This is a genomic window from Aetokthonos hydrillicola CCALA 1050 (genome assembly GCF_017591665.1).
Taxonomy (GTDB): domain Bacteria; phylum Cyanobacteriota; class Cyanobacteriia; order Cyanobacteriales; family Nostocaceae; genus Aetokthonos; species Aetokthonos hydrillicola.
Window position 1 is genome coordinate 1 of the sequence record NZ_JAAKGC010000408.1, and the last position, 1,293, is coordinate 1,293.

Annotated in this window: 2 protein-coding genes and 1 pseudogene; all 3 read left to right on the forward strand. The window is 39.3% G+C overall.

The window, feature by feature from the left end; all coding sequences use genetic code 11:
- Nucleotides 1-453: pseudogene (locus G4P69_RS38380) on the forward strand (hypothetical protein); the annotation flags it as partial.
- 46 nt (nucleotides 454-499) lie between these two features.
- Nucleotides 500-721, forward strand: coding sequence for a DUF433 domain-containing protein (locus G4P69_RS38385; RefSeq protein ID WP_208344409.1), 222 nt, complete (start codon nucleotides 500-502; stop codon nucleotides 719-721).
- Nucleotides 722-723: 2 nt separating this feature from the next.
- A complete protein-coding gene (locus G4P69_RS38390) occupies nucleotides 724-1,083 on the forward strand; it encodes a DUF5615 family PIN-like protein (protein ID WP_208344410.1) in 360 nt (119 codons plus the stop codon).
- Nucleotides 1,084-1,293 lie beyond the last annotated feature (210 nt).

Below are 1,293 nucleotides of genomic sequence, written 5' to 3' on the forward strand. Positions count from 1 at the left end.
CAAGCAGTAATTGAGGCTGGTAATAAAGTACCAACGGGGCGCATCGTGAAAGAGACACTGGAACGCTTGAAAGAGAAGCCTTTATTCAAAGCCAGCGATTTTTGCCGAGTGGGGGATGTGTTTACGTTAACTAGGCTAGAGGCACAAGAGCGTAAATACAATGGGTGTTGGGCGATCGCAGTTGCACTTAACGAGTTTACAGTAGAAGTGGCTGTCCATGACAATACACTGCTCGTGAAACCTGAAAACCTGAACAAACTTGACTCTCCAGAAGCCCATGACCAACTACCACAAATTAAGGAGCGGATTTGGCGATTACGTAATCATGGTGCGTTGGATCGTGGCGCATATACGGTACTAGAGTCTTTGGGACGGCAAACTTACTTAACTCCTCTGGAATTAGGGTTGCTGCAATGGTTGGAAGAGTATTATGGGGTTGAGAAGAAAAGCTAATAGCTATTAATTAGGTCAAATTTACTATAAATAGACAGAAAAAAAGATGCAATGGCAAGAACGAATCGTTAGTGATCCTCTAGTATGTCACGGAAAAGCTTGTATTAAAGGTACTCGGATTATGGTTTCTATTATTCTGGATAATTTAGCAGAAAATGTGAGTATTGAAGAGATTATTCATAGTTATCCGTCTTTAACCCATGCGGATATTCAAGCCGCTATTTCTTATGCAGCAGAATTAGCCCGTGAACGCATTATACCAGCTTAATAATGAAGTTTAAAATCGATGAAAATCTACCTGTAGAATTGGCTGATTTATTACAAGAAGCAGGTTATGATGCTATGACTGTTAATCAGCAGAAATTATCAGGTGAAAAAGATCCAATAATTTTGGATATTTGTCAGCAGGAAGGCAGAGTTTTGGTGACGTTAGATTTAGATTTTGCGGATATTAGAACTTATCCTCCTCATCTGTTTTTAGGAATTATGGTATTACGAGTTGCTCGCCAGGATAAACCCTATTTAATTTCAGTTTTTAAAAAGGCAATTCGTTTATTACCTCAAGAAGCTGTTATTCATCGGTTATGGATTATTGAGGAAAACAGGATTAGAATACGAGGAGATGTTTGAGTTGTCATGGGACGATAAGCCTTGATGCCTAAATGGAACGCAATTGAAGCAAGTTTTTTAAATCAATCTTACCCGCAGCAGTTGGGAGAATTGGCTGCTTCGAAGAGCGTGTTTAAAATTTTGGAGTCAAAAAAATGCCAGCCGTGAAATAGTTCCTGTGTTGCTTCAAGAGAACTTACTGTATGTCATTAAACGCCAAATTCTCTCTTG

Excerpts from the sequence above, each read along its gene's own strand:
- G4P69_RS38385 (WP_208344409.1), top strand. The coding sequence starts at position 500 with ATGCAATGGCAAGAACGAATCGTTAGTGATCCTCTAGTATGTCACGGA.
- G4P69_RS38390 (WP_208344410.1), top strand. The coding sequence starts at position 724 with ATGAAGTTTAAAATCGATGAAAATCTACCTGTAGAATTGGCTGATTTA.